The organism is Streptomyces tendae (assembly GCF_008632955.1).
Lineage (GTDB): Bacteria > Actinomycetota > Actinomycetes > Streptomycetales > Streptomycetaceae > Streptomyces.
In genome coordinates this window covers 5,976,574-5,998,436 of sequence record NZ_CP043959.1, presented here as the reverse complement: position 1 = coordinate 5,998,436, position 21,863 = coordinate 5,976,574, and the positions used below count along the sequence as shown (strand labels likewise).

Here is a 21,863-nt window from a genome sequence, read left to right as displayed (position 1 = left end):
GCAAGATGCGAAACACGGTGCACACCGGTCATAAGGGACCATTGTGACGGCTGAGCGCGCCACGTGATGTCACAGTTCCCTACGGGGAACGAGAGCGTCACGCTCAACGGGGGCGAGACGGTTTCCGGCCAAAAACCGACGGGCCCCTCGTGGAACGAGGAGCCCGTCGTGTCGGTGCGCCGCCAGGGACTCGAACCCCGGACCCGCTGATTAAGAGTCAGCTGCTCTAACCAACTGAGCTAGCGGCGCCTGCTGACGGCAGAACTCTACAGGACTCCGGAGGGTGCTCGTGACCGCGCCGGCCCGGCCGCACGGTCGGGCCGATCCGGGCGAGGGGGGCTTTACATCATTCGGACCGTCAAAGTGCGCGTCGGGAAGACCGTTGCGACACTGACCGTCGTGCACAGCTGCGGAGAAACGTTCCGGGAATGTGAGGGGAATCGCATGGAGTCTCCGGTGTTCGAGGAATTCGATCCGGCCGGAGACTGCGCGTGCCCCGGCTGCGCGCAGGAGCGGCGGGCGCGGCCGCTTCCCCTCACGGGGCGGCGGCTGCGGCGTTCCGCGGCGCGCCGCACCGCGCTGGTCGTGGCCGCCGTGACGTCCGCCGCGCTGGGCGCGCACCCGGTCCCCGCGGTCGCCGTCCAGGACACCCGGCTCTCCGCCGGGCAGGGCGTCCCCGCAGATGAGGGACCCGGTGGCGGGCAGGGCGCGCCGGCCCCGCTGTACGGGCCCGAGGGGCGTACGGGTACGGCGGTGCCGCCGGCGGGTCCCGTGACGGTCCCCGCGATCAGCCGTACGGACATCATCAAGCGGGCCTCCTCCTGGGTCAGCCAGAAGGTGCCGTACAGCGTGTCCGCGTTCTGGTCCGACGGCTACCGGCAGGACTGCTCGGGGTACGTGTCGATGGCGTGGAAACTGTCCGGCAACGAATGGACGGGCAGCCTCGCGCAATACGCCGACAAAATCACCAAGGCGGAACTCCAGCCGGGTGACATCCTGCTCTTCCACAATGCGTCCGACCCGTACAACGGTTCGCATGTCGTCATTTTCGGCGGCTGGACGGACTCCACCCGCTCCCAGTACGTGGCTTATGAACAGACCCCGCCGCACACCCGCCGGATGACCACTCCGTACGCCTACTGGAGCAACTCCGCGCGCTATGTGCCGTACCGCTACAAGGGCGTGACCGACGGGGCGGCGGGGGCGGTTCCGGAGACCGCCGCGCCCGCCCAGCCGCCGCGTACTCCCGAGTCCGGTGTGGCGGATTCCGGCCCTGCCGCCGACGGCGCGGACATCACCGGGAGCGGTGCCCCGGCCGCCCCCGGAGGCGCCGGGGCGGTCACCGCCGTGCCGGACGCTCCGACGGGGGCGGACGCCGGGGCGGGGACGGACGCCGAGGTCGGGGCGGACGCCGGGACGCCGGGGCGGCGGGGCGCCGCCGCGGGCCCGCGCCTCGGACCGCCGGCCCGCCGGGCGGCGGCGGCCGGCGGGGACGGGACGGCTCTAAGCGGAGGTTCCGCTTCTGCCGTGGCGGGCTGGGGACGGGCACCTTCCTCGCACGGGGTGCCGGGCTATCCGGGCCGGGCGGCGTTCCGCGCGGGAGCGGAGAACGCCCACGTCACCCGGCTGGGCCGGCGGTTGGTGGAGACGGGGTTCGGCCGGCACTACACCACGGGGCCCGGCACGCGCTGGGGCGAGGAGGACCGCCGTAACGTGGCGGACTTCCAGCGGGCGCAGGGCTGGCGCGGCAAGGCCGCGAACGGCGTCCCGGGCCCGGAGACCTGGCGGCGGCTCTTCGCCTGACCCACCCCGGGCGCCGGGCATCCGCCCCGCCCGTGACCCCCGATGTGACGCATCTGGCGCGGAGGCTGGAGGCACGCATGACCACCACGACATCCCCCGTCCCCGAGCAGGTCCCCGAGTCCGAGGGGCCCGCGGACAGTGCCGTGGCCGTCCGTCCGGCCCGGCTGATCCACACCGAGTCCACCACCGAGATCCCCGTCCACCTGCTGTTCCGTGACGATCCCGGCCCGGCCCCCGCGGCGGTGAAGCTGCGACCCGCGGTCGTCGCCCGCCGTCCCGACGGCGGCCCGGACGGCCGGGCCGCCGGGGCGCGGGCCCGCCCGGCCGGCCCTGGCGTCGACCCCGCGCTCGTGGAGCGGCCCGCCCGGGTGCTGCCGGGGATCGCGGGAGTGCTCGCGGGGGTGGGCGGGGCGGCGGGCTGCGCGGCCACGGCCTGGTGGGCGGGGGTGCTGCCGCCGCTCGCGGTGGAGGCGCTCGGCCTGTCCGACCGGGCCGAGGCGCTCGGGCCCGCGCAGTGGGCGGCGTTCGCCGGGGCCGGGGCGCTCGGACTGTTCGGCTTCGGTGGGCTGGCCCGCGGGCGGACCGGACGGGCGTGGGTGCTGGGGCTGTTCGGCCGCTACCGGGGGACCGTGCGGCGCACCGGACTGCTGTGGGTGAACCCGCTGCTGCTGCGCCGCCGGGTGGACGTGCGGCTGCGCCACTGGCGCGGGGAGCCGATGCCGGCGGCCGACCACAGCGGGGTGGCGCTGCGGGTGGTGATGCTGGTGGTGTGGCGGGTGCGCGACACCGCGCGGGCGACGCTGGGCCTGGAGGACCACGAGGGGTATCTGCGGGCGTGCGTGGAGGCGGCTCTGCTGCGGGTGCCGGTGGCCGCGCCGGGCGCCGGGCGGGGGGCGGTGCAGGCGACCCAGGATGCGCTGACCCGGCTGGTGGCGGCGGACGCCGGGCCGGTGGGGGTGGAGGTGTTCGCCGTGCGGCCGCTGCGGGTGGAGTACGCGCCCGAGGTGGCCGCCGCCATGCACCGGCGCCGGATCGCCGCGCTGGACGCCCAGCACCGGGCGAGCGTGCTGAGTTCGGTCGTGGACTCGGTGGAGGACACCGTGACCCGGCTGACCATGCGCGGCCTGGTGAACCTGGACGACTACGAACGCAAGGTGTTGGTGAAGGATCTGACGGTGGCGTTCTGCGCGGGGCGGGGCGAGAACGGGGCGTGAACGGCCGGGGGACAAGCCCTTGCGATTGGTATGGACATGTTCAGCACGCGTCCCTACCCTGAGACTTGGTCTAGACCTACCTGCACGGCTCACCGAAACTCCCCCACACTCCAGGAGCGGCAGCATGCGCACACGGACCAAGATGTACGCAGCCGCCGTGGGACTGGCCACGACCGGAGCGCTCGTGCTCTCCTCCGGCGGGGCCAGCGGCCACGGCTACACCGACCTGCCGGTCAGTCGGCAGAAGCTCTGCCAGAACGGCTCGGTCTCCAACTGCGGCGCCATCCAGTGGGAGCCGCAGAGCGTCGAGGGCCCGAAGGGCTTCCCGGCGGCGGGCCCCGCCGACGGCAGGCTCTGTTCGGCGGGCAACACGTCCTTCGCCCCGCTCGACAGCCCCCGCACCCCGTCGGGCGGCGCCTGGCCCACCACCCGGGTCACCGGCGGCCAGAACTACACCTTCCGGTGGCAGTTCACGGCCATGCACGCCACGACCGACTTCAAGTACTACGTCACCAAGCCGGGCTGGAACGAGAACCACAACTTGACCCGGTCCGACCTCAACCTCACGCCGTTCCTGACCGTGCCCTACAACGGTCAGCGCCCGCCGCAGACGCTCTCGCACAGCGGCCGGCTGCCCTCCGGGCTGAGCGGCCACCACGTGATCCTCGCGGTGTGGACGGTCCACGACACGGGCAACGCCTTCTACGCCTGCTCGGACGTCACCTTCTAGAACGGGCAGGTGGCCCGCGCGGCTCCTGGCACGTCAAAGGGCCTCTCGCTCCCACGAGAGGCCCTTCTCGGTGCGCCGCCAGGGACTCGAACCCCGGACCCGCTGATTAAGAGTCAGCTGCTCTAACCAACTGAGCTAGCGGCGCATGACTCCCGCCGTCCGCTTCCGCGGTCGGCGACGGAGAAAATCATACCCGGTCCTGAGCGGTGCTCCCGACCACCTGGACCGACGACTAGATCGCCAGTGACAGCAGGACGGGTGCGGCGTTGCGGTTGAGGGTGTCGGCGGCCCGGCGCAGCCGGTGGGCGTGCTCCAGCGGAAGGGACAGCGCCAGGCAGCCCACCGAGGAACCGGCGGTGATCGGGACGGCGGCGCAGACCGTGCCGATCGCGTACTCCTGGAGGTCGAGCACCGGCACCGTCGGCGGCTGCGAGGCCAGCCGGTTCAGCAGCAGGCGGTCGCTGGTGATGGTGCGCGACGTGAGCCGGGCCGGCCGGTGCCGGGCCAGGTGGTCGCGCCGGCCCTCGTGGTCGAGCTGGGTGAGCAGGCTCTTGCCGACCGCCGTCGCGTGCGCCGAGTGGCGGAAGTCCACCCACTCGTTCACCTTCGGGGTGTCCGGGCCGTCGGCGTACTGGGTGACCTTGACCTCGCCGTCGACGTACCGGCTGAGGTAGACGGCGGCGCCCACGGAGTCGCGGAGCCGGTCCAGGGTGTGCTGGAGGGTCTCGCGCAACGCCTCCTGGTGCCCGTCGGCGGAACCGAGGCGGGCGAAGGCCGCTCCGGTGACGTACGCGCCGTCGGTGATCTGCTCGACGTAGGCCTCGCGGCGCAGCATCCGCAGGAGGGTGGTCAGCCGCTCCGTGCCGACGCCGGTCTCGCGGGCGAGTTCGCTGTCGTTGATTCCTGTGCCGCGCCGCGCCACCGTCTCCAGGACGCGCAGCGCGTCCTGGACCGAGCGGTACGACGCGGTCGGCTCGTGCCTCAGCGCCACCGTTTCCCCCTGCGCTCGCTCGTCGGCCCGACGGAACCGTCCCGTCCGCCGGCGGACGGGGGCGGTGTCCAGGGCCTGGGGCCGCAATCCGGTCAACGAATCCTCTCCACGATAGCCGTCAAAGGGCCTGAACAGAGCGGGGGTTGACAAGATTGCGGCCCTCTCAACTGCGGCGCCGACCCTCTGGCATATGTCAGGGGGATGACCCACGTCGTGGACCTCGGGTGATGCGGCGGGCACGCCCCGTGACTACAGGACCGCGCTCAGGAATTCCCGCGTCCGGTCGTGCTCGGGCTCGTTGAAGATCTTCTCCGGCGAGCCCGCCTCGATGACCCGGCCCGAGTCGAACATCAGCACCTGGTCCGAGATGTCCCGCGCGAAGTTCATCTCGTGGGTCACGCAGAGCATCGTGATGTCCGTGGAGCGGGCGATGTCCCGCAGCACGTCCAGCACGCCGGCCACCAGCTCCGGGTCCAGGGCCGAGGTGACCTCGTCCAGCAGCAGCACCTGCGGGCGCATCGCCAGCGCACGGGCGATCGCCACCCGCTGCTGCTGGCCGCCGGACAGCTGGGCCGGGTGCTTGTCGAGGTGGTCGGTCAGCCCGACCATCTCCAGCAGTTCCCGGGCCCGCTCCTCGGCTTCGTCCTTGGACATGCCGAGCACCGTGACCGGGGCCTCGGTGATGTTCCGCAGCACGGTCATGTTCGGGAACAGGTTGAACTGCTGGAACACCATGCCGATCTTCTTGCGGACCTCACGGACCTGCTTCTCCGGCGCGGGGAACAGCTGCTGCCCGTCGACGGTGATGACACCCTCGTCCGGCTTCAGCAGGGTCATCAGCAGCCGCAGGATCGTGGTCTTGCCGGACCCGGACGGGCCGATCAGCGTCACGTGCTTCCCGGCGTCCACCGAGAAGTCCAGGTTGTCCAGGACCGTGTGGTCCCCGAAGCGCTTGGTGACCCGCTCCAGCCGGATCAGCTCCCCGGTGGAACGCGGGGTCCCGGGCTTCTCTTCGAACGGGGCGTGGGTGTCAGTGGACAAGGCGTCGCTCCAGGGCTCGCAGGGCAAGGGAGGCCAGGTAGGAGATGACGATGAAGGCCACGCCGATCACCGTCAGGGGCTCGGTGAACTGGAAGTTCTGCTGGGCGAACAGCCGCGCCTGGCCGAGCATCTCCAGCACGGTGATGGCCATCAGCAGCGGGGTGTCCTTCAGCATCGAGATGACGTAGTTGCCGAGCGCGGGCACCACCCGGCGCACGGCCTGCGGCAGGATCACCACCGTCCACGTCCGGCGCAGCGGCAGGTTCAGCGCCGTCGCCGCCTCCCACTGGCCCACCGGCACGGCCTCGATACCGGCGCGGTAGACCTGCATCGTGTACGTCGAGTAGTGCAGCCCGATGGCGAAGACACCCGTGGTCATCGCCGAGAAGGTGATCCCCCACTCGGGCAGCACGTAGAAGAGGAAGAACAGCTGCACCAGCAGCGGGGTGTTGCGGATGAACTCCGTGACGCCGCCGACCGGCCAGGTCACCCAGCGCGTCGGGGCCCGCATCAGCAGCGCCCACACCAGGCCCAGCGCGAAGGAGATCAGCGAGCCGAACACCAGGATCTGCAGGGTGACCCACAGACCGTCCCAGAAGTACGGCATGAAATCGGCGACCGCGCCCCAGTCCCACGTCACGAGACACCACTTCCCTCGGGCACGCGCACGGCGGCGGCCTTCTTCCTCGGCGCCTTGCCGACGCCCGCCTTCAGCTTCTTCTCGAGGCCGCGCATCGACCGGGTGAGCAGGAAGGCGATCACGAAGTAGATGAGCAGGATGTACGTGTAGATCTCCGCGCTCTCCTGCAGCGCCAGGCGGACCAGGTTGGCGCTGAACGCCAGGTCGCCCATGCCCATGACCGACACCAGGGCGGTGCCCTTGAGCAGCTCGATCAGCAGGTTGGAGAACGGCGGGATCATCTCCGGCACCGCCTGCGGCAGCAGGATGAGCTTCATCCGCTGCCAGGGCGTGAAGCTGAGGGCGATGCCGCCCTCACGCTGCGCCGGGTCCACCGCGGCCAGCGCGCCGCGCACGATCTCCGATCCGTACGCCCCGTAGGTCAGGCCGAGTGCCAGGGTGCCCGCCCACAGCGGGACGAGCTGCCAGCCGAAGGCCGGCGGCAGCACGAAGAACACCCAGAAGATCATCACCAGCGCCGAGGTGCCGCGGAACACCTCGGTGTAGAACCCCGCGAGGAAGCGGACGATCCACAGCCGGTGGGTGCGCGCGATGCCGACCACGAACGACACGGCGGTGGCGAGCAGCGCGCTGAGCACGAGCAGCTGGATCGTGACCCAGACGCCTTCGAGTACGCGTTCCCAGAGTCCTGAGGTCATCCGCCGCACAGCTCCTTCGCGGTCAGATCGGTCATCTCGTCCTCGGTGAACCCGAACGGCCTGAGGATGCGCAGCAGTTCGCCGCTCTCCTTGAGCTTCGCCAGCTCGGCGTTGAACGCGTCGCGCAGCTTGGTCTCGGTGGGCCGGAAGGCGAACGCGCCCCCGTCGACGTGCGGTTCGCCGTCGACGATGGGCTTGAAGGCCTCGGTGACCTCCGCCTTGCTGGACTTCTTGACCACCTCGCGGGTGGTGAGGGCGGTTCCGGCGAAGACATCGACACGTCCGGCCTCGACGGCGTTCAGGCCGGCGACCTGATCGGGGACGATCAGGATGTCGCTCTCCTTGTAGCCGGCCTCCACGGCGTACGCGATCTCCGCGTAGCCGGTGCCGGTGGCGAACTTCGCCTTCTTCTCGACCACGTCCTGGTAGGTGCGCAGCCCCAGCGGGTTGCCCTTGCGGACGATGAACGAGTCGAGCATCTGGTAGTCGGGGTCGGAGAAGATGACCTGCTCACAGCGCTCGGGATTGACGTACATCCCCGCCGCCACGACGTCGAACTGCTGCGAGTTCAGCCCGGGTATGAGGGAGCCGAACTCCGTGGGCACGGGCTGCACCCGCTCCACCCCCAGCCGTTTGAAGATGACCTTGGCCAGCTCCGGTGCCTCGCCGGTCAGTTCACCGTCCGTGTCGATGTACCCGAACGGGATCTCACCCGCGATGCCCAGCCGGACCACGCCCGCCGCCCTGAGCCGGTCGAGCAGGTCGCCGCCGTCGGTCGTCGAGGCGGTCGGCACCCGTGAGCAGCCCGCGGCACCCAGTGCGCCGAGCGCCGCGACCCCCGCGAGCAGCGACCGACGCGAGGGTCCGGAGGTCCCTTGTATTCGTCTCAGTGGTTGAAGTGGTGGAGCCATGGCGGCGCGGCTACCCGAAGCGATGCGAGTTATTCCGGCCAGTTTCGGCCCCGCTCGACGGTCGGACGGTCTCGACCGGCGGGGGGCCATGGAGGGCGTGGCCGGCCGATTCCTCGAGACCTGCCTGGTCGGACGCGAGGTGACCGGTGTCGCCCGGCTGCTCGACGAGCGCGCGCCGATCGCCTGTGAAGCCGTCTGAAAATCTCTCCCCACCGTGGTGGACCTCGCCCTGTTCCGCGAACGGAACAACCGCTCAGCCGGAGAGCGTGACCCCCGCCTCGTACAGTGTGTGCGCCGCCCGCAGGACCAGCGCGTCCCGGTGCCGGGCGGCCACCAGCCGCAGACCCACGGGCAGCCCCCGCTCCTCGGAGGCGGCGGCCCCCTCCGGGGCGTCGTCGGTGAGCAGCCGCACGAACGCGTTCACCTCGGGCTGTATCTCCTCGGCCCGGCGTCAGTGACCCGGTACATACCCGCGCCGCTTGTCGACCACGTTCACCAGTGGCCTCCCCGACGCCCAGAGCTCGAACAACTCCACGAACTGCGAACCGAGTTCGTCTCGCCAGCCGACGGTGTCCCCGCTCATGTGCGGGGAGACGACCACCCCCGGCAGCTCCCACAGCGGGCTGTCCGGCGCGAGCGGCTCGGCCGCGAACACGTCCAGCGCCGCGCCCGCGATCCACCGCTCGCGCACCGCCCTGACCAGTGCCTCCTCCACCACCAGCTCGCCCCGGCCCACGTTGACGAAGTGCGCGGACGGCTGCATCACGCCGAACCGGCGGGCGTCGAACATGCCCCGCGTCGCCTCGGTCGGCGGAGCCGCGGCGACCACCCAGTCCGCGCGCGACAGCAGCCGGTCCAGGTCCTCGGGGCCGTGCGTCCCGGGCCGCGCCGTACGCCCCACGAGTGCCGTGGTGATCCCGAGCGCCCGCAGCGTGCCCGCCACCGCCCGGCCGATCGGCCCGGACCCGACCACGCACGCCCGCGTCCCGGCCACCCGGCGCGTCTCCCGGTGCAGCCAGGTCCGCTCCCGCTGCAGCGCCAGCGTCCGGGGCAGGTCCTTGGCGAAGGCGAGGACGAGACCGGCGACGTACTCGGCGATCGGCCCCTCGAAGACCCCGCGCGCGTTGGTGACCACGGTGTCGGACGCGGCGAGTTCGGGGCAGAGCAGGTGGTCGACCCCGGCGCTCGCCGTGTGCACCCAGCGCGGCCGGGGACCCTCGCCCGGCCAGGCCCGGCGCACCGCGTGCGAGGTGAAGTCCCACACCAGCAGCACGTCGGCGTGCGGCAGCCGTGCGGCGAGCGACGACTCGTCGGCGTGCTCGATCCGCGCCCGGCCGGTGAGCCTGCCGAGCCGGGGGAGCGGTTCGGCGTCCAGCACGAGCAGCGTGGGGGGCGGCATGGGCCTCGTCTCCAGATTCCTCGGGTCCGTCCTGGCGGCCGTCCGGCGGGCGGTTCCCCATACCTACCCGTACCCCGTACGTGCCGGTCGAGGTGAGCCTCGGTCTCGTCCGGCCGGTCGGCGAGCGGGTGGCGGACATGGCGCGGCAGGCCGTCCGCGGCCGGACCGGCGCAGCGGACGCGCTGGTCCTCCCCTGCACCGACCCGCCGGCCTACGACGTGATCCCGCAGCCGGAGGCGGAACCGCGCATACCGGTCATCTCGGCCAACCAGGTGACCAGGTGGGCGGCGCTGCGCCGATTGGGTACCCGAGCGGTGGGACCGAATCAGGCGCTGATCGACGCGTCGGCGCGCTCCGGGACCGTGCTGCCGGGCCAGGCACCGACCGTGCCGCCCGGACAGACAACGGGTCCGGTGCCGCCGGACGCGCCCGGAGAGAAGCAGCAGGAAGGCTGGACATGACCGCACTGGGATTCCTCTACCCCGGCCACTCCGCGGAGGACGACTATCCGCGCGTCGAGCAGTTGCTGGGCAGTGACGTACGCCTGGACCTGGTGCACACCGACGTCGGCGAGGACGTGCAGCGGGTGGACGCGCTGCGCGAGATGGGCTCGCCCGAACGGCTGGCGGCCGGACTCCAGGAGCTGCGGCTCTCCGGCGCCGAGGCCGTGGTGTGGGCCTGCACCAGCGGCAGCTTCGTGCACGGCTGGGAGGGCGCCCACCAGCAGGTGCGCGACCTCGCCCGGGCCGCCGGCATGCCCGCATCCTCCACCTCCTTCGGCTTCGTGCACGCGCTGCGGGAGATCGAGGCGCGGCGGGTCGCCGTCGGCGCGACCTATCCGGACGGCGTCGCCCAGCTCTTCGCCGCGTTCCTGCGGGACGGGGGAGCGGAGGTCAGCGGGGTGCGCGGCTCCGGGATCGTCACGGCGGCCGAGGCCGGCACCTGGGGCGAGCCGGAACTGTTCGCGCTGGCCCGCGCGGCCGACTCCCCGGACGCGGACGCGGTGCTGCTGCCGGACACCGCCCTGCACACCGTCGCCCACATCCCGGCCCTGGAGAAGGAGCTGGGCAAGCCCGTCCTCACCGCCAACCAGGTCACGGTCTGGGAGGGCCTGCGCCTGGCCGACCGCCGGGTCAACGCGCCCGAACTCGGCGCCCTCTTCACCCGCGAGCCGGTCGTCCAGGTGTGAGTCCGGATGTGATCGGTTCCGTACGGGCGTGAGGAACGCCACCCTCACCGGCGTACGTCGTCCCGCGCGCCCGCGTCGCGTTCCCGTCGCCGTCTTTGTGCGCCCCGCGAGCTGGGTAGTCACCGGTCGGCGCGCCCGCGGACGTGGGGGTGGCCGGCCGCACCGGGCCGGACGCCCTCTTGCGGGGGCGCGGGACAATGGACGGTGGCCCTCCGGTACCCCGGGGGCCACCGAGACGTACGAAGGAGAAGTCATGGCGGAGCACGCGCCGCGCCCGGACCAGCCGCGGCTACGCCCCGCGCCCCTGCTGTTCGAGCCCGCGCAGGCGGCCTCGGACCCCGAGCACTTCTTCGACCTGGAGTCGATCGAGGATCCGCGCGCCCTGCTGGAGCGGGCCACGGAGCTGACGCTCGCGTTCCGTGCCGCCGCGGACCGGGCGACGGAGTTCCAGGCGATGGCGGCGGCCCAGCTCGCCGACCCCCGGCGCTTCGACCGGCTGACGACGGCGGACATCGCCGAGCGCGCCGAGTGGACCGAGGACTACGCGAAGAAGATGGTCGATTTCGGCCGCGACCTGATGCGCGGCGGAGAGGGCCCGGGGCACGTCGACCCCGTGTGAGCCGCCGCCTCGCGTCCTTCCCGGCCCCGCGTCGGACGGGCGCGGCATATGCCGGGTGGCAGGGTACGCGCTCGGCCTCCCTTCCGTCAGAAGTTCCGGCGACTCTGTGCAGCCGCCTCCTCACGGCGCGTAGAAATATCTGTATGAGCAGCACACCGAATGTCTTCGACGTCAGCGGTGTCACCCCGGACGGCGCCGCCTGGCTCGCCTCGGCAGGCGCCGCCCGCTGCGGCACGCGGACGCTCTGGGGAGAGCGGCAGGACGCCCCGGTGGTCCTGCCCTGCGGCGTGGTCTTCGACGTGGTGAGTGTGCCCGCGATCTTCGGGCGCCGGATGCTGGACCGCCTGTGGGAGGAGGGGCCGGGCTCGGGTCCCGTGGCGGAGTACCGGGGGCGGATGCTGCTGTTCGCCGCGGTCGGCACGGCCCAGCGGCTGCCCGCCCTGCTGACCTGGGAGGAATGGGGCGCGCACGGCTCCCGTACGGACGGTGTCCCGCCCCTGCTGTGCCACGGCGCCGGTGACGAGGTGACGGTGCCCGCCCCGGCGGCACCCGCCCGCGCCGACGCGGCGCCCCTCGCCCGCTGGCTGGTCGCCCCCGACACCCGTCGCCCCTGGCTGCCGGGCCCGGAGGTGCTGCTCTGGGCGGCGGTGCGGGCGGCCCGGGCGGCCGTGCGGATATCGATTTTTCCTCCTGCCGATCGTGGTGCTAATGTCTACGACGTCAGCAGGCGCCGCTAGCTCAGTTGGTTAGAGCAGCTGACTCTTAATCAGCGGGTCCGGGGTTCGAGTCCCTGGCGGCGCACGACACGAAGAAGGCCCCTCGCGCAAGCGAGGGGCCTTCTTCGTCGCGGTTCAGGACGCCTGGGTCGTGTGGTCGCCTGTGGTGATCTTCACCGTCCAGGCGCCCGAGGCGGTGCGGCCCTCCACCTCCACCCGGACGGACTCACCGGGGACCGTGAAGCTCTCGCCGAGGGCGACCGGGGCGTCCGCCAGCGGGGGATAGACGGAGTCCTCCCAGCAGGCCTCCGTGTGCGGGTGGGCGTCGATCACCTCGATGGGCCCGCGCCCCGAGCGCGTGCCGCTGCTCACCCGGTAGACCAGCACCCCCGGCCGGCAGGCCGCCCGGTCGTTGCCGACCGGTCCCCGGACCTCGAACGCCAGCGCCGTGTCCGTCCCCGTACGCACCACCGCCAGCTTGGTGCCGCGTCCCAGCCCGAAGGACGGCGCCCCCGCCGCCCCTGTCACCGGCGTCGTCGGACCCGCCCCCAGCGGCTCCAGCGTGAGTCGCACCGGACCGCCCTCCTGCACGCACCGCACCTGCCTGGGCTCCAGCCAGCCCAGCTTCCACTTGTGCCAGCCGAAGAGATCCGGCGCCAGCGCGAACTGGCTGCCCATCAGGTCCCAGTCCCCGACATGGGTGTCCCAGTCGCCCTTGCCGTCCACCGGCCGGTGGTAGAGGTCGGGCAGGTCGAAGACGTGTCCGGTCTCGTGCGCCAGCACCAGCCGGTCCGGCGGGCTGTTCTCGAACACGGTGACGACCCGCCGGATGTCCGTGCCGTCGGCCCGCATCGGCCGGTCCAGGTTGACCACCTTCGTGGCGTCGGAGTCCACGCCCGGCGCGTCCGGATCGGCGACGAAGTACACGATGTCGTAGCGCGAGTAGTCGACGTGCGGATCGGACGCGGCGAGCGCGTCCCGCAGATAGGCCGCCCGGTGCGCCACGGTCCAGTCGCGCTGTATGGCGTACGCCGTCGACGGACGCGGCATGCGGATCCACCGGTTCACCGGGTGCGACCGCAGGCTGAACTTGCCGTAGGAGGCCTGCTCGAAGAAGCGGCCGGTCGCCGGGAAGTGGTCGGCGGCCAGGTCCTGGGGCGTGGTCAGCGGATGCGAGTCGGGGAACGACAGGAACACCATCACCGCGTCGAGCTGCCGCGTCGGACGCGGGTAGGCGGCGTTCCAGGTGTCCAGGCCCTCCGAGTGGTGGGCGTCGGTCCGGGTCAGCACACAGGGCTCCGCCGAGAAGGGCTCGGGGCCGGACGGCACGGTCACCAAGGATGTCGCCGCCAGCGCCGACATGGTGGTGCACATCGCCGCCGTGGTGCGCAGCCGGGGCCGTACACCCGAACGGCCGATCCGCCGCAGTGCCTCACGTCCGAGTCCTCTCGGGGTGAGCTGACGCGGCACGGGGACCTCCGGGAGACGGTTCGCGGGACACCGCACCCAGACTGGGATGATTTGTCGTACTACGGCCTGTTCAACTGCACCGGTCGGGTGAGAAAGGAGGCGATCCGGGCGGTACCGCACGCGGCCCGCTCCGAACGCACTCACAGAACGTCACAACTGGTCGGAGCCCTGCCAGAAGCCGTCGGACCGTGCGCCGAAACGGTCGGGCAGAGATGCGGAACCGGCTTCGAGGCCGGACAGTGGCTGGAGCGGCCCGACCCGGGCCTCTATGATCGGCACACTTTCCGGGTACGGAGAGACCTTTCCCTGCACGACAGCGAGCGAGTGCACTGCGGGAGCGAGTGGTGAGCGGAACGTCCGAAGGGCCGACGCCCGCGACTGAGCTCAACCGGCCGGTCGTCACAGAGAGTGAAATCCTGACGTCCCCCGGTGCCGAGACCCTCGGCGCCGAGCCCCCCGACCCGCGCACACCCGCGCCCCCGTCCTACCGCTCCGTCTTCACCGCCGCCCCGCTCGCCATGGCCGTCGTCGACCGCGAGGGCACGGTCACCGGAGCCAACGCCGCCCTCGCCGAGCTGCTGGGCCGCGACCAGGACACCCTCACCGGCGCCGTCGCCGCCGACCTGGTGGACCTCGGCTCCGACGCCCGCACCTGGCACGCCTACCGCGAACTGCTGCGCGGCCGCCGCGCCCGCCTGCGCTGCACCCGCCGGCTCAAGCATCCCGAGGGGCACGCGCTGTGGGTGCGGGTCACCGTCGCCCCGCTGCCCCCCGACGACGGCGGCGTGCTGCTGTCCGTCGCCGACATCAGCGACCACCACGCACTCCAGTCCCGGCTGCGGCACCTGCGCGAGCACGACCCGGTGACCCGGCTGCCCAACCGCACCCTGTTCCTCGAACGCCTCACCACCGCCCTGGAGGCGGAGTCGTACGCGGAGAGCGGCACCGGCCGGATCGGGCTGTGCTACCTCGACCTGGACGGCTTCAAGGCTGTCAACGACACCCTCGGCCACCGCGTGGGCGACCAGCTGCTGGCCGCCGTCGCCGAACGGCTCACCCGGTGCGCGCAGGAGACGGGCCGCACCCGGGCCGGCATCCCGCTGGTCGCCCGGCTCGGCGGCGACGAGTTCGCCCTGCTCGTCGAGGACTCCACCGGCACCGAACAGCTCGCCGACCTCGCCGAGTCACTGCTCGACGCCATCCAGGCCCCGTTCGACCTGGCCGGCCGGCGCCTGTCGGTCTCCGCCTCGATCGGTGTGGTCGAGCGGCACGCCGCAGGCACCACCCCGACCGCGCTGATGCAGGCCGCGGACACCACGCTGTACTGGGCGAAGGCGGACGGCAAGAGCCGCTGGACGCTGTTCGACCCGGAGCGCAACGCCACCCGGGTGACCCGCCAGGCCCTCGCCTCCACCCTCCGGCCGGCCATCGACCGGGGCGAGTTCGCGCTGGAGTACCAGCCGCTCGTGGGCATGGAGGACGACCGGGTGCACGGCGTCGAGGCGCTGATCCGCTGGAACCACCCCCGCTTCGGCACGCTGACGCCGAATCGGTTCATCTCCCTGGCGGAGGAGGACGGTTCGATCGTGCCGCTCGGCCGCTGGGTGCTGCGCACCGCCTGCCGGCAGGCGCGCGCGTGGCAGACCGAGCACCCGGACGGGCCGCCGATCTTCGTCAGCGTGAACGTGGCGGTCCGCCAGGTGTGGGACTCCGACCTGGTGGCGGACGTCGCCGACACCCTGGAGGAGACAGGGCTGCCCCCGCACCTGCTCCAGCTGGAGCTGACCGAGTCGGCGGTGATGGGCTCCTCCGGCCGGCCCCTGCAGACCCTGAAGGCGCTCAGCGACATGGGCGTCCGCATCGCCATCGACGACTTCGGCACCGGCTACTCCAACCTCGCCTACCTCAGCAGGCTGCCGGTGTCGGTGCTCAAGCTCGACGGCTCCTTCGTACGGGGCTTCCAGATCGAGGACCGCACGGCGAAGGCCAGCCCCGCCGACGAGGTGATCGTCGAGGCGATGGTGCAACTCGCCCACCGCCTGGGGCTGACCGTCACCGCGGAGTGCGTGGAGACCTCCGCGCAGGCCACCCGGCTGCGCCGGATCGGCTGCGACACCGGTCAGGGCTGGCTGTACTCACGCCCGGTCCCGCCCGACCGCATCTCCGAACTGCTCGGCACACCGGACGTTCAGGCGGGCGTCGGCAACCCGTAGGCGTCGGCGATCAGTTCGTACGAGCGCACCCGGACGTCACCGCCGTGCGCGTTGGCGGTGAGCATCAGCTCGTCCGCGCCGGTGCGCTTCTGCAGGTCGTCGAGGCCCGCCCGGACCTCGTCCGCGGTGCCGTGGATGACGTTGGCGTTCCAGGACTCCACGAACTCCCGCTCCATCGGGCTGAAGTCGTACGCCTCCGCCTCCTCGGGCGTGGGCACCAGCCCCGGGCGGCCGGTGCGCAGCCGCACCATGTTCAGCGCGGCGGCCAGCACCTGGCGGCGGGCCTCCTTCTCGTCGTCCGTGGCGAGCGCCGCGACGCCGATCAGCGCGTACGGCGCGTCCAGCACCTCGCTCGGCCGGAAGCTCTCCCGGTACAGGTCCAGCGCCGGAACGGTGTTCTGCGCGGAGAAGTGGTGGGCGAAGGCGAACGGCAGTCCGAGCATGCCGGCCAGCCGGGCACTGAACCCGGAGGAGCCGAGCAGCCAGAGGGGCGGCCGGTGCGGGGACTGCACCCCGCCGGGCGAGGTGGCCTGCACCGGGCCGGGCACGGCGTGGATCCGCCGGTAGGGGTGCCCGTCGGGGAAGTCGTCGTCCAGGAAGCGGGTCAGCTCGGCGAGCTGCTGCGGGAAGTCGTCGGCGCCCTCGTTCAGCCGGTCGGTGCGGCGCAGGGCGGCGGCGGTCGCCCCGTCGGTGCCGGGCGCCCGCCCGAGACCCAGGTCGACCCGTCCCGGCGCCATGGCCTCCAGCGTGCCGAACTGCTCGGCGATGACGAGGGGCGCGTGGTTGGGCAGCATGACCCCGCCCGACCCGAGCCGGATCCGCTCCGTGTACGCGGCCAGGTGCGCGAGGATCACGGCGGGCGAGGAGGAGGCCACACCCGGCATGGAGTGGTGCTCGGCCACCCAGTACCGGTGGTACCCGCGTGCCTCGCCGAGCTTCGCCAGCTCCACGCTGGTCCGCAGCGCGTCGGACGCGGTCCGCCCGGTCCCGACCGTGACCAGGTCGAGCACGGAAAGGGGAACGGGGGCGGAGCCGAGGGCGGTACCCCTGATCTCGTCGTCTGCGGTCACGTGGGGGTGCCTCCTGTCGTACGTCCACTCACACAGTGCTGCGCGGTGGAAGAACAGGGGGTGCTCCCCGGTTATTCCCCCGGCCCTACGGCTGCCAGCGCACCCTGTGTTCCGCCAGATGCGACAGCACCGCGTGGTTGGCCTCCCAGCCGTCCGGGAACTTCACGAGCGTTCCGAGCTGGACCGGTTCCGTGGACGGGTAGTCGTCCAGGAGGTCCGTCACGCCCTCGCGGCAGACCACGATGCAGGCGTGGCGGTGGCGGGAGGCGAGGACGCAGAGGCGGCCCGTCTCCAGGTGGAAGGCCGTGGCGTCGGGGCGGCCGGACAGCGGGTGGAGGACGACCGTCACGTCGTACTCACGGCCCTGGAGCCGGTTCGCCGTGTCGACGGTCACGTCGCTCACGCCCAGGTCCGCCAGCGCCGAGCGGATCGCCGCCGCCTGGTCGCGGTGGGCTGTGCCGACGGCGACGCGGTCCGCCGTGAGCGGGGTCGGATCGGGGGAGCGCTCGGAGACCGCCGCGCCACCCCGGTCCAGAAGGCGGCGGACCACCAGGGCGACCGCCCCCACCGCCTCCGGGTCGGTGCGCGGGGTGTGCCGGGCGGGCAGCTCCAGCAGGCCCCAGCCGGACTCGGCGGCCTCGTCGATCACCAGGTCGGGGCCCGAGCCGTCCGACGGGACGGCGAGCGTCAGGGCGCGGTCGCCGTGGTCCGTGCCGCTGCGGAACGGCGTGAACGGGTAGAACGCGTCCGACACCAGCGGCGCCGCCGAGGCGGGCAGCCGCCAGGACACCGGCAGCCGGTGCTGCGGCAGGTCCGGGTTGTGCGCGAGCAGCGTCGTGACCGCCGAGCCCGACGGGTCGTACGACAGGCCCGCCCACTGCTCGGCGCCCACGATCGAGAACGGGTCCAGCTGGCCCGGGTCACCCACGAACAACGCCCGCTCGAACAGCCCGGCCACGGCGAGCAGCGCGTCCGAGCGCATCTGGTACGCCTCGTCGACGATCGCGTGCCGCCACGGCTCCACGTTCTTCACGTGCGCCCACTTCGCCGCCGTCGACAGCACCACCGGCAGCCCGGCGAGGTCGGCCGCCTTCGCCGACGTGCGGACCTGGTCCAGGGCGTCCAGCGCCTTGTCGTACGGGTCGGTGTCGCTGCTGTGCAGGCGGCCCACCGGCAGGTCGGGATTCTTCTCGGCGAGGCGCAGCACCAGGTCGTCCACCTGCGCGTTCGTCTGCGCGACCACCATCAGCGGGCGGCCCGCCTCGGCCAGCTCCAGCGCCGCGCGCACCACCAGCGTGGACTTGCCGGCGCCGGGCGGGGAGTCGACGACGACACCGCGCGCGGAGCCGTGGAGTGTGTCGTGGAGGATCGCGTCCGTGGCACGGGCGGCCGCGGAGCCGGGGTCGAACGCCGTCTCCTCGACAGGGGCGGTCACAGCAGGTCCTCCTCGGTCACCGGGTCGGCGGGCTCGGGGGCGGACTCCTCACGCGGCGGGCCGCCGTGGGTCCACGGGGTCTCCTCCGGATCGGGCAGCTTCGCGCCACCGCGCGGTTCGTGCTCGAAGAGCGTGAAGCAGAGCCGGTCGCCCTTCTCCGGCACCGAACCGGGCTCCGGCTCCTTGCCCCGGCCCATCTTGTCCATGATCCGCAGCACCAGCAGACCGCCCTCGGGCCCGTCCTCGTGGCCCACGAACTCCGCCGTCTGCGGCTTCCCGCCCAGCGAGCGGTGCACCTTCGTACGCTCCCCCAGATGCGGCCGGTCGTCGGTGCGGACCGTGACCAGCGGGCGGGGGCTCGGCCGCTTGCTCTCGCTGTAGGCCATCACCACGTCGACGACCTCGCCGGCGAACGCCTCCCCGGACAGCCGCCGCGCCGCCATCACCAGCGGGTCGTCGAGCGCCTCCTGCGCCTCCAGGCGGGCCTGCTCCCGCTCGCGGGCCGCCAGCTTGTTCGCCGCCGTCACCGCGTCGTCCCGGCGGGGCTGCGGCGGCTCGCCGGACGCCACCCGGTCCCGGTGACCGGTGTACGACCAGCGGTCGCGCGTCCAGCGCTCCTCCACCCGGGCGCCCTCCGGCAGCTCCCGCAGCAGGTCCAGGCCCCGCCACACCGCGTCCCAGGTGGGCCGGGTCCGACTCTCCACCAGCGCGCGGATCTCCCGCTCGGCGGCCGTCAGCGCGCCCAGCCGGTCATCGGCCTCCAGACCGTCCTCGGCGGCGGCCAGGGCCGTCCGGGCGCGGTCGTAGCGCTCGATGGCCGGGGCGAGCAGCTTGTTGTCGAACGCCGGGTCGGTCGCCGGGCCCGCCGGCGGGCACACCAGCTGGCCGTCGGCGTCCCGCGCCAGCTCCGCCTCCTCGGCGGCCTCCGCGCCGGAGCGTCCCTCCGGCGGGTCGATCCAGGCGAGCAGCGCCCCCAGGTGCTGGTCCTCCAGCGTGGACTGGCCGGTCGCCCAGTGCCGGCCCAGTACGTCCGTCATGGCGAGCAGCAGGCAGGAGCCGGGCACGCGTGCCCGCTCCCCGAAGTGCGTGAGCCACCGCCCGAGCAGCGGCACGCGGGGCGGCGCCGGGAACGGCGCCTCCGGGTCCTGCTCCGCCGTGCGCCGGAACCGCGTCGACCGCCCGAGCAGCCGCACCAGGTCGATGCCGGCCCGGCTCGGCACGACCAGCTGGGGGGCGTCCGCGCACAGCTCCACCTCGACCTTGACCCGCTTGCCGGTCTCCGGGTCGGTCTCCGAGCGCTCGGCGGCCTCCACGGCGTCCGCGAACGAGTCGACGTACGGCAGGACCACGTCGGCCAGCTCGGCCAGGAACGCGAACCGCAGATCGCGGTCGCGGGGCTGCGGCACCACCAGCAGGCGCGGCGCGTCCCGGTCGGTGCCCACCAGCGCGCCCAGCGGGGCGCCCGCCTCACCGGCGGTGACCAGCGGCACGAACACCAGGGGCCGCTCGGCCAGGTGCCGGTGCCGGACGGTCGCGGCGGGCTGGGCGCGGCCGGTGTCGACGGCCTCGAGCCGGGCCAGGGTGGCGATCAGCGACACGGGGCCACCTCCCGCGCGCCCTCGGCGGCTTCCCGGGCCTGCGCGGCGGCGGACGCCAGCGCCTCCGCGCGCAGGGCGGCGGCCCGGCGCAGCGCGGCCACCGCCGGGTCGTCGGGGTCACCGGCCTCACCGCGGGCCGCCGCCAGCACGTCCCCGACGGTCGTCAGACCGCCCAGCTCGGCCCGCACCGGGCGGCCCAGGGAGGTCACGGCGCCGGACGCGCGGGAGCGGTCGCGGCAGTGGAAGGCCAGCTCGCAGGCGGACAGGCACTCGGGCGCGTAGGTCGCGGGGACGGACTCCACGGCCTGCTCCAGCTGCTCGGCGGGCAGCTCGGGGGAGAAGCAGGTGCCCTCCGGGAGGGCGTCGGCGATCTCCTCGATGCGGGTGAGACGGGCCAGCTGGCGGGCGGTCACCGCGCGCTGCTTGCGCACGTCCACGGCGGAGGCGGCCGGCAGGTTGGAGAAGTCCTTGGGGCACACCAGCAGGACCCGGTGACGCACACGCGGGGGCGTCTCGAACCGGGCGGCGACCCGCTCCAGGGCCAGCACGTACACCGCGGCCTGACGGGCGGCCGCGCCGACCTTCGCCGGGTCCGCCGCCCCGTCCAGCATCGGGAACGACTTGATCTCGACGACCGTCCAGCTGCCGTCGGGATGCACCACCACCGCGTCCGGCTCGAGGAAGGCCAGGGAGCCCGCCACGTCCAGGGCGAGCATCGGGTGGTCCAGCAGCGTCCACGCGCCGGGCGCCTCGGCGGCCTCGCGCAGCGCGAGTTCGGTGCGCGCGGTGCGGCCCTCGGGGCCCTGCGCGGTCAGGTCCGGCACACGCGCACCGGCGGGCGGTTCGGCGGAGCGGTCCAGCTTCTCGTGGGCGAGGCGCAGCAGCTCCGTACCGCCGTCGGCCTTGACCTTCGCCTCGAAGGCGTTGCCCCGGACGAACGCGAACTGCGACTGGCCGAAGGCCGAGGGCGAGCCCAGCGCGGTCGCCAGCTCCGCCTTGTTCACCCCGGCGCCGTCGAGGATGGCGCGCCGTCTGCAGCCCGGGTTGGCGGCGAGGGCCGCCAGGGCGCGCGCGTCCAGCGCCTTGGCCGGTACCTCGGGACCCCGCAGCTCAGCGAGCCGCTGCCGGAGCCCCTTCTCCCGCGTCCGTGGGGGAGGCACCCGGTTCGGCTCCTGCTCCGTACCGCGACTCGGGATGCCGCTGCCGTGGAATTCGCTCACCCGCGGAAGTCTGGCATCCGGCACTGACAATCGTGGCATCCGTGTCGGAGGAGGCCACCGGGACGGACACGGACGCGGGCAGGTAGCGCGCCTTCACCAGGTCGGCGACCCGGGTCACGTGCGGGGCGAGCAGCAGGCCGGCGCCCATCACGGCGGCGCCCGCCAGCGCGTCGAGGAAGTAGTGGTTGGCGGTGCCCATCACCACGATCGTGGTCACCAGCGGATAGACCACCGCGGCCGTTCTCGTCCAGCGCCCGCGCCCGTACTTCCAGAGGATCACCCCGCACCACAGCGCCCATCCCACGTGCAGGCTGGGCATCGCCGCGTACTGGTTGGTCATGCCGCCGAGACCGCGCGGGGCGCTCGCCTCGCCGCCCCACCAGCCCCAGGAGCTGTAGTACGCCATCGTGTCCACGAACCCGTGGCTCGCGTCGAGCAGCCGGGGCGGGCAGGTGGGCAGCAGGGTGAAGCCGATCAGACCGATGAAGGTCGACGTCATCAGCCAGGTCCGGGCGGCGCGGTAGCGCACCGCGTGGGAGCGGAACAGCCAGATGAGCACCGCCGGGGTCACCAGGTAGTGCAGGGAGGCGTACCAGAAGTCGGCGGGTATGCCGATCCACGGTTCGCGGGTGAACAGCCGGTTCAGCGGGTGCTCGGCGTTCAGGTACAGCGCCTTCTCGACGCGCAGCAGCGCCAGCCCGTGGTCCACGGCGTCGGCGACGTCACCCCGGACGACCAGCCGTCCCGCGGAGTAGCAGGCGTACACCAGGAGGATGAGCGGCAGCTCGGTCCACCAGCGCAGCCGGGTCGCCGGGACCGCCTCGGTGCCCGGTGTCTCGGTGTGCGGCATCCGATCGCTCCCCCTTCGTCCTCGCGCTGTCCTGGTCGGCGGCGAGCCACTCTACG

22 protein-coding genes and 3 tRNA genes are annotated in these 21,863 nt (G+C 73.0%); 10 read left to right on the top strand and 15 right to left on the bottom strand.

Annotated features, from left to right (window positions below; genetic code table 11):
• Positions 1-175: 175 nt before the first annotated feature.
• A tRNA-Lys gene (locus F3L20_RS27495) sits at positions 176-249 on the bottom strand.
• A gap of 195 nt (positions 250-444) precedes the next feature.
• On the opposite strand from F3L20_RS27495, the gene F3L20_RS27490 reads away from it, so the two are divergent.
• The 3 genes from F3L20_RS27490 (at position 445) to F3L20_RS27480 (ending at position 3,747) form a co-directional block, all read left to right on the top strand.
• Entirely contained in the window at positions 445-1,803 is a 1,359-nt protein-coding gene (locus tag F3L20_RS27490) for a peptidoglycan-binding protein (RefSeq protein WP_150156608.1), read from the top strand.
• A gap of 77 nt (positions 1,804-1,880) precedes the next feature.
• Positions 1,881-3,017 (top strand): SPFH domain-containing protein, encoded by a 1,137-nt coding sequence (locus tag F3L20_RS27485; RefSeq protein ID WP_150156607.1) that lies wholly within the window; start codon positions 1,881-1,883, stop codon positions 3,015-3,017.
• Between the two features lie 124 nt (positions 3,018-3,141).
• A complete protein-coding gene (locus tag F3L20_RS27480; RefSeq protein ID WP_145827607.1) occupies positions 3,142-3,747 on the top strand; it encodes a lytic polysaccharide monooxygenase auxiliary activity family 9 protein in 606 nt (201 codons plus the stop codon).
• Positions 3,748-3,818: 71 nt separating this feature from the next.
• Here F3L20_RS27480 and F3L20_RS27475 read toward each other — a convergent pair.
• The 6 genes from F3L20_RS27475 to ehuB all read right to left on the bottom strand — a co-directional run bounded on the left by F3L20_RS27475 (position 3,819) and on the right by ehuB (position 8,028).
• Positions 3,819-3,892, bottom strand: a tRNA-Lys gene (locus tag F3L20_RS27475).
• A gap of 87 nt (positions 3,893-3,979) precedes the next feature.
• Positions 3,980-4,738 carry an IclR family transcriptional regulator gene (locus F3L20_RS27470; protein ID WP_150156606.1) on the bottom strand — a complete coding sequence of 253 codons (759 nt, stop codon included), beginning with the start codon at positions 4,736-4,738 and terminating at the stop codon, positions 3,980-3,982.
• A 249-nt stretch (positions 4,739-4,987) separates the two neighbouring features.
• Positions 4,988-5,779, bottom strand: a complete 792-nt coding sequence (gene ehuA, locus F3L20_RS27465; protein ID WP_150156605.1) for an ectoine/hydroxyectoine ABC transporter ATP-binding protein EhuA — start codon at positions 5,777-5,779, stop codon at positions 4,988-4,990.
• Positions 5,769-6,419: an ectoine/hydroxyectoine ABC transporter permease subunit EhuD gene (gene ehuD, locus F3L20_RS27460; protein WP_145827610.1), complete on the bottom strand. Its 651-nt coding sequence runs from the start codon at positions 6,417-6,419 to the stop codon at positions 5,769-5,771. Before ehuD ends, ehuA begins: the two co-directional genes overlap by 11 nt.
• Positions 6,416-7,117 (bottom strand): ectoine/hydroxyectoine ABC transporter permease subunit EhuC, encoded by a 702-nt coding sequence (ehuC, locus tag F3L20_RS27455; protein ID WP_150156604.1) that lies wholly within the window; start codon positions 7,115-7,117, stop codon positions 6,416-6,418. Before ehuC ends, ehuD begins: the two co-directional genes overlap by 4 nt.
• Complete coding sequence (gene ehuB, locus F3L20_RS27450) at positions 7,114-8,028, bottom strand: ectoine/hydroxyectoine ABC transporter substrate-binding protein EhuB (RefSeq protein ID WP_145827612.1); 915 nt, start codon at positions 8,026-8,028, stop codon at positions 7,114-7,116. The genes ehuC and ehuB overlap by 4 nt, the downstream gene beginning before the upstream one ends.
• Positions 8,029-8,125: 97 nt before the next feature.
• Between ehuB and F3L20_RS34960 the strand changes: the two genes are divergently transcribed.
• The gene (locus F3L20_RS34960) at positions 8,126-8,227 is read left to right on the top strand and encodes a DUF3830 family protein (RefSeq protein WP_240810771.1); all 102 of its coding nucleotides are present in this window, start codon (positions 8,126-8,128) and stop codon (positions 8,225-8,227) included.
• Positions 8,228-8,281: 54 nt separating this feature from the next.
• Here F3L20_RS34960 and F3L20_RS34165 read toward each other — a convergent pair whose 3' ends face one another.
• Together F3L20_RS34165 and F3L20_RS27445 are read right to left on the bottom strand one after the other, a co-directional pair.
• Positions 8,282-8,452, bottom strand: coding sequence for a hypothetical protein (locus F3L20_RS34165; RefSeq protein ID WP_167534425.1), 171 nt, complete (start codon positions 8,450-8,452; stop codon positions 8,282-8,284).
• A 27-nt stretch (positions 8,453-8,479) separates the two neighbouring features.
• Positions 8,480-9,427, bottom strand: a complete 948-nt coding sequence (locus tag F3L20_RS27445; RefSeq protein WP_150156603.1) for a D-2-hydroxyacid dehydrogenase — start codon at positions 9,425-9,427, stop codon at positions 8,480-8,482.
• 80 nt (positions 9,428-9,507) lie between these two features.
• Here F3L20_RS27445 and F3L20_RS27440 point away from each other — a divergent pair, with 80 nt between their 5' ends.
• From F3L20_RS27440 to F3L20_RS27420, 5 genes are all read left to right on the top strand, one after another.
• Entirely contained in the window at positions 9,508-9,888 is a 381-nt protein-coding gene (locus tag F3L20_RS27440) for a decarboxylase (RefSeq protein WP_382686795.1), read from the top strand.
• Positions 9,885-10,616, top strand: coding sequence for a maleate cis-trans isomerase family protein (locus F3L20_RS27435; RefSeq protein ID WP_150156602.1), 732 nt, complete (start codon positions 9,885-9,887; stop codon positions 10,614-10,616). The genes F3L20_RS27440 and F3L20_RS27435 overlap by 4 nt, the downstream gene beginning before the upstream one ends.
• A gap of 253 nt (positions 10,617-10,869) precedes the next feature.
• The gene (locus F3L20_RS27430) at positions 10,870-11,235 is read left to right on the top strand and encodes a hypothetical protein (RefSeq protein ID WP_145827615.1); all 366 of its coding nucleotides are present in this window, start codon (positions 10,870-10,872) and stop codon (positions 11,233-11,235) included.
• Between the two features lie 143 nt (positions 11,236-11,378).
• Entirely contained in the window at positions 11,379-11,972 is a 594-nt protein-coding gene (locus tag F3L20_RS27425) for a hypothetical protein (RefSeq protein WP_150156601.1), read from the top strand.
• A tRNA-Lys gene (locus F3L20_RS27420) sits at positions 11,963-12,036 on the top strand. The genes F3L20_RS27425 and F3L20_RS27420 overlap by 10 nt, the downstream gene beginning before the upstream one ends.
• A gap of 50 nt (positions 12,037-12,086) precedes the next feature.
• On the opposite strand, the gene F3L20_RS27415 is transcribed toward F3L20_RS27420, so the two are convergent.
• Entirely contained in the window at positions 12,087-13,325 is a 1,239-nt protein-coding gene (locus tag F3L20_RS27415) for a M6 family metalloprotease domain-containing protein (RefSeq protein WP_150157516.1), read from the bottom strand.
• A gap of 440 nt (positions 13,326-13,765) precedes the next feature.
• Here F3L20_RS27415 and F3L20_RS27410 point away from each other — a divergent pair, with 440 nt between their 5' ends.
• A complete protein-coding gene (locus tag F3L20_RS27410) occupies positions 13,766-15,634 on the top strand; it encodes a putative bifunctional diguanylate cyclase/phosphodiesterase (protein WP_150156600.1) in 1,869 nt (622 codons plus the stop codon).
• On the opposite strand, the gene F3L20_RS27405 is transcribed toward F3L20_RS27410, so the two are convergent.
• The 5 genes from F3L20_RS27405 to F3L20_RS27385 form a co-directional block, all read right to left on the bottom strand.
• Positions 15,610-16,704: an LLM class flavin-dependent oxidoreductase gene (locus tag F3L20_RS27405; protein ID WP_150156599.1), complete on the bottom strand. Its 1,095-nt coding sequence runs from the start codon at positions 16,702-16,704 to the stop codon at positions 15,610-15,612. The two genes, F3L20_RS27410 and F3L20_RS27405, sit on opposite strands and share 25 nt — an antisense overlap.
• An 85-nt stretch (positions 16,705-16,789) precedes the next feature.
• Positions 16,790-18,139: an AAA domain-containing protein gene (locus tag F3L20_RS27400; RefSeq protein WP_150156598.1), complete on the bottom strand. Its 1,350-nt coding sequence runs from the start codon at positions 18,137-18,139 to the stop codon at positions 16,790-16,792.
• Positions 18,136-19,737, bottom strand: coding sequence for a hypothetical protein (locus F3L20_RS27395; protein WP_150156597.1), 1,602 nt, complete (start codon positions 19,735-19,737; stop codon positions 18,136-18,138). Before F3L20_RS27395 ends, F3L20_RS27400 begins: the two co-directional genes overlap by 4 nt.
• Complete coding sequence (locus tag F3L20_RS27390; protein ID WP_150156596.1) at positions 19,728-20,897, bottom strand: hypothetical protein; 1,170 nt, start codon at positions 20,895-20,897, stop codon at positions 19,728-19,730. The genes F3L20_RS27395 and F3L20_RS27390 overlap by 10 nt, the downstream gene beginning before the upstream one ends.
• The gene (locus F3L20_RS27385; protein ID WP_150156595.1) at positions 20,848-21,807 is read right to left on the bottom strand and encodes a phosphatase PAP2 family protein; all 960 of its coding nucleotides are present in this window, start codon (positions 21,805-21,807) and stop codon (positions 20,848-20,850) included. The genes F3L20_RS27390 and F3L20_RS27385 overlap by 50 nt, the downstream gene beginning before the upstream one ends.
• Positions 21,808-21,863 lie beyond the last annotated feature (56 nt).

What these genes read in the sequence shown, in the direction of transcription:
- F3L20_RS27480 (WP_145827607.1), top strand. Translation starts at nt 3,142, where the DNA reads ATGCGCACACGGACCAAGATGTACGCAGCCGCCGTGGGACTGGCCACG.
- F3L20_RS27415 (WP_150157516.1), bottom strand. Translation starts at nt 13,325, where the DNA reads ATGTGCACCACCATGTCGGCGCTGGCGGCGACATCCTTGGTGACCGTG.
- F3L20_RS27435 (WP_150156602.1), top strand. Translation starts at nt 9,885, where the DNA reads ATGACCGCACTGGGATTCCTCTACCCCGGCCACTCCGCGGAGGACGAC.
- F3L20_RS27385 (WP_150156595.1), bottom strand. Translation starts at nt 21,807, where the DNA reads ATGCCGCACACCGAGACACCGGGCACCGAGGCGGTCCCGGCGACCCGG.
- F3L20_RS27490 (WP_150156608.1), top strand. Translation starts at nt 445, where the DNA reads ATGGAGTCTCCGGTGTTCGAGGAATTCGATCCGGCCGGAGACTGCGCG.
- F3L20_RS27445 (WP_150156603.1), bottom strand. Translation starts at nt 9,427, where the DNA reads ATGCCGCCCCCCACGCTGCTCGTGCTGGACGCCGAACCGCTCCCCCGG.
- F3L20_RS27485 (WP_150156607.1), top strand. Translation starts at nt 1,881, where the DNA reads ATGACCACCACGACATCCCCCGTCCCCGAGCAGGTCCCCGAGTCCGAG.
- ehuB (WP_145827612.1), bottom strand. Translation starts at nt 8,028, where the DNA reads ATGGCTCCACCACTTCAACCACTGAGACGAATACAAGGGACCTCCGGA.
- F3L20_RS27425 (WP_150156601.1), top strand. Translation starts at nt 11,379, where the DNA reads ATGAGCAGCACACCGAATGTCTTCGACGTCAGCGGTGTCACCCCGGAC.
- ehuC (WP_150156604.1), bottom strand. Translation starts at nt 7,117, where the DNA reads ATGACCTCAGGACTCTGGGAACGCGTACTCGAAGGCGTCTGGGTCACG.
- F3L20_RS27430 (WP_145827615.1), top strand. Translation starts at nt 10,870, where the DNA reads ATGGCGGAGCACGCGCCGCGCCCGGACCAGCCGCGGCTACGCCCCGCG.